This window comes from Fibrobacter sp. (assembly GCF_017545445.1).
Classification (GTDB): Bacteria; Fibrobacterota; Fibrobacteria; order Fibrobacterales; family Fibrobacteraceae; genus Fibrobacter.
Genome location: NZ_JAFWOM010000125.1, coordinates 1 through 4,129 on the forward strand (window position 1 = coordinate 1; position 4,129 = coordinate 4,129).

Consider the following 4,129-nt stretch of genomic DNA (forward strand, 5'->3'; position numbering starts at 1 on the left):
GGCAGATTGCTTACGCGTTACTCACCCGTTCGCCGCTCGGCATTGCTGCCTCGCTCGACTTGCATGTATAAGACACGCCACCAGCGTTCGTTCTGAGCCAGGATCAAACTCTTCATTGATTTTCAAATAGTCTGTCCTGTTTTCCGTAAAATAGACTTCCAAGAAATTTTCTTGGGCCGTCACTAAGCACATCTCCGATTCCTTCAATATTCCCGAAAGTCTCGCAGGCTTTCGTCTCGTCCGTTTCGGCGTTTCCGCCGTCTCGTTCGAGGGTGAAGCCAATTATAGAATTTTCAGGGAAAAAGTCAAGGGGTAATCGTGAAAAAATTTCACTTTTTTTCACTTTTTTCCATAGAAACGGGATGTATGCCGCCGGCATTACACAATATCAACATCCTATTAACAGAAATCTTTCGAGGGGTTATTCAAAATGCCGACCCCGGCATGGTTCGACAGGCTCACCAACCTTAGGCTGGGGTGACAAGAGCATGGTAGCCGCAGTGACATAATGGGAAATGAATGCATTCTTTCGCCAAATGTTTATTTTTCAGCAATCGGCGATAAGAAAACCGTAGAGAAGATGAAAAAAATCTTTATGTTTTCGGAATCCCTCTGCTGTTTTTCAAAGCTTAGATTTCAAATAAAGAAAAAAGTCTGCCCCCAACAAAGGCAGACTCTCTTTATATAGTATAAATTAAATTACGCACCAAAAAAAATCAATGCACAGCTAAGCAGCAGGAGAAGCACACCCCATACCGTTTCTACAATGGGGCTGAGCTTTTTAACCTCAACTTCCTTGTTTTCCATAATAACCCCCTTAACCCGAGACCAGCAACATCGCCCGCCTACAATTTTTAATGTACAATTATGAGAAAAAGAATTTGTTTATTTTTTAAATATTTTTTCTTTTTCTAAACTCCAGCTTGGAATATTGCAAATTACAAAATAATTTATCTAACATTCACTAGTTTGCTTTGAAGGTCGATACGAACAATGTAACAGCCAGCTTGAGGAACATTCACATTAAAGCTGGAAGCAGTCACCTCACGATCCATCAAGACGCGGCCCTGCATATCGAACAATCTAAGCGTTGAACCGATATAAGCTCCAGTAATTTGCAACTCGCGGCCTAAGACATTCAACTCAAACAAAGGAGTTTTAGCGATTTCAAAGGGTATCGCTTGCCCCTTGACAGAACTGGAAGACTTTGCGGAGCTGCTGGACTTCGCCCTGGAGCTACTGCTCTTTGCGCTCGAACTTGAATTTTTGGCAGAACTGCTGCTTATCACTTTAGAACTTGACGAAACCGTTGCGGCACTAGAGCTGGACCTTGCTGACGAACTCGAAACACTGCTACTGGACTTCACCACGGAACTGCTGCTCTTGATACTAGAACTAGAGCCTTGGATAGAACTGCTGCTTACCATCTTGGAACTTGACGAAGACTTCGAATCGCTGGAACGATTTTCGATTGCAGTCGAGGATGACGAAACAACGACGCTACTGGATGAGGATTCAATAGAACTGCTAGGCATGGCGTAGTACTGCAAGTACGGATATGAATCCTTTAAAATACCCCAATCCACCACAAAATTCCATTGGCTATATGTGTCCTTTGTCTTCATGGCCGCAGTCGTTTGCGCAGGCGTGTTATCCACCTCCGCATACACATCTCCATATTCATCGGAACCTTCCACGCCAAGTCTGCAAACCGTCGCATCGTAATACGATTTCTTAATCGTCATTTTTCCATTGACGTAACCCACAAGGCACCCCGTGAATACGGGATCTTTTTCCATCCCCTTCACGGCTCCGCTGGCATAAGTTTCCTCTAAAGAACCCTTGCCAAAGCCCACAAGACCGCCGATGTAATAATTGCCGGTGTTCTCATCTTCCGTTTTGTAATAACGTCCGGTCACATTACCGTTGGCGTAAGATTTTAAAATTTCGGATCCGTCAAATCGTCCGACTAGGCCTCCAATTTTTGTCGTTCCCGAAACATCGCCTACTGCAAAAGACCTTGCGACAGAACCATTATATTGATACCCGACCAGACCTCCCAAGTTATCGTTTCCGGCACTAGAATTATCCTCATCGCCATTCACATTTCCAAGGGCATAGGATTTCGAGATATTTCCATAAGCACTGCCAACCAGTCCTCCCACGTTATCGTCGCCTTTTACATTGGCAATAGCATAAGAGCTATCGACATTGGACTTCGCATATCCCAGTAAGCCGCCCACACTATTTAATCCTATGACGGAATCGCTCTTTGCATACGATTTAGAAACATTACCGTTCATAAGACCGACAAGACCGCCAACATCAACGCGACCCACAACACGGCCTTCCGAATAAGAATTATAAATAGAGTCTGAATTGGAACGGACTATACCATCACCTTGATTGGCACCGACTAAACCTCCCACATAATCATGGCCCGATACAGCTCCCTTCGAATATGAATTTGTAATAGTCGCCATCACATCGCCGACAAGCCCACCCACAAAATCACTAGTTCCAACTACATTTCCTCGATCGTGGTAGCAGGAATCAATTACTATCTGAACAGCGGATGTTTTCTTCAATTTTCCAATAAACCCACCTACAACATTATCCCCTTCTACAGTTCCCTGCGAATACGATTTAGATATCAGTAGCCTCTTTACCGTAGATGAAACAGCAACGGAATCAAAACCGATTAAACCACCAACATTATCATCTCCTTTGACTTTTCCGATGGCATGAGAATTGACAACAGAATAAACATCAGCATCTTTTAAGCCGTAATCATTTTCATTCACATATAAAGAACCCACTAAACCGCCAATATAACGGCCAGTTCCAGTTACATTTCCTTCGGAATACGAATCACTCACCCCAGCATTTAACGCTCCTGCAAGGCCACCAACTCTATTCGCTCCATTTACATCTCCAATATGGGATGAATTGCTAACGGAATATCCAAAACCAGCTATGCCGCCAACGTAATCTTTGCCCGAGACAGGAACTTCTGCATAAACATTGGTAATGTTTGCTTCAAGGGATTTTCCAACAATGCTACCCACATAATTGCTTCCCTTGACCGAACCCACTAGCAAATCCAAATTGCTAATGGTCGTCCCGCTGATACAACCGAACAAACCTGCATAGTCGCTTGCGGAATTCACGTAAAGTCCATAGATTTTTCGATTTTTTGTTCCTGCGGAACTTTTAAATTCGCCCTTAAATGGATTAGATGCAGTTCCTATCGGAGTCCAAGCGTTCAATTTCTTTTTAGACCATGTTCCATCGCCGTAGCCAGTCGTATCGTTCAAAAAAACATCAGCACCCAAAGTGATTATTTTACCTTCAAACGAGTTTCCCGAATTCACTAATTTGGCAAGACCAGCCAATTCTTCAGCTGTTGTAATATTGAAAGCCTGAGCATCTTCGGAATACCAGCTAATATCGGCTGATCCGTTCCAGACATTGGCTGCCATCGAAGTGCAAGCTAAGAAAGCCAGGGCAAAAATGAATTTTTTCATAAAGCAATCCATTTCCTTAAAAATCGATTTTATATGGGAAATTTAAAAATAGGTTGTAGGTTTTAGGGGGTAGGGATTAGGAATGCAAGGGGGAGCGTATCTGTGAGAGGAAATGTATCTGCAATGGGTAACGTTTTCGCAGGGGAAACGTATCTGCGATGGGTGCAGTGCAAGCAGGTCCCGGAACAAGTCCGGGATGACAATCGCGGGCGAGAGCGTGTCCGCAATGGGGAAACGTATCCGCAATGGGATTCGCTCCTTTGCGTCATCCTGACGCCGAAGGCAGAAGGATCCAGTAACTGTTAGGGGTTTGATTATAGGGATTACAGGTTAGGAACGCGAGGGGAACCGTATCTGCAATGGGTACAGTGCAAGCGGGTCCCGGCACGGGGGCCGGGATGACAATCGCGGGCGGATGACGGCAAAAACGAAAAAGCCCCCTCGACGGTTTACCGTCAAGGGGGCGTGAATCCAGCGGCGACCTACTCTCCCGGACCCGGGGGCCAGGTACCATCGGCGATCTGAGGCTTAACTTCCGTGTTCGGGATGGGAACGGGTGTGACCCTCACTCGATAACCGCTGAAACAAATTCTTGCATGGAA

At 45.0% G+C, this 4,129-nt stretch carries 2 protein-coding genes and 2 rRNA genes; 1 reads left to right on the plus strand and 3 read right to left on the minus strand.

The genetic code is table 11. The annotated features are described in order from the left end of the window. Together IKG78_RS13780 and IKG78_RS13785 are read right to left on the minus strand one after the other, a co-directional pair. Nucleotides 1–119: ribosomal RNA gene (locus IKG78_RS13780) — 16S ribosomal RNA — on the minus strand; the annotation flags it as partial. An 831-nt stretch (nucleotides 120–950) separates the two neighbouring features. Then, a complete protein-coding gene (locus tag IKG78_RS13785; RefSeq protein WP_290944478.1) occupies nucleotides 951–3,527 on the minus strand; it encodes a hypothetical protein in 2,577 nt (858 codons plus the stop codon). A gap of 123 nt (nucleotides 3,528–3,650) precedes the next feature. On the opposite strand from IKG78_RS13785, the gene IKG78_RS13790 reads away from it, so the two are divergent. Next, a complete protein-coding gene (locus IKG78_RS13790) occupies nucleotides 3,651–3,833 on the plus strand; it encodes a hypothetical protein (protein ID WP_290944480.1) in 183 nt (60 codons plus the stop codon). A gap of 163 nt (nucleotides 3,834–3,996) precedes the next feature. On the opposite strand, the gene rrf is transcribed toward IKG78_RS13790, so the two are convergent. Then, nucleotides 3,997–4,111 (minus strand): 5S ribosomal RNA (gene rrf / locus IKG78_RS13795). Between the last annotated feature and the right edge of the window lie 18 nt (nucleotides 4,112–4,129).

Coding starts and splice junctions, on each gene's coding strand:
- IKG78_RS13785 (WP_290944478.1), bottom strand. CDS start 3,527: ATGAAAAAATTCATTTTTGCCCTGGCTTTCTTAGCTTGCACTTCGATG.
- IKG78_RS13790 (WP_290944480.1), top strand. CDS start 3,651: ATGGGTAACGTTTTCGCAGGGGAAACGTATCTGCGATGGGTGCAGTGC.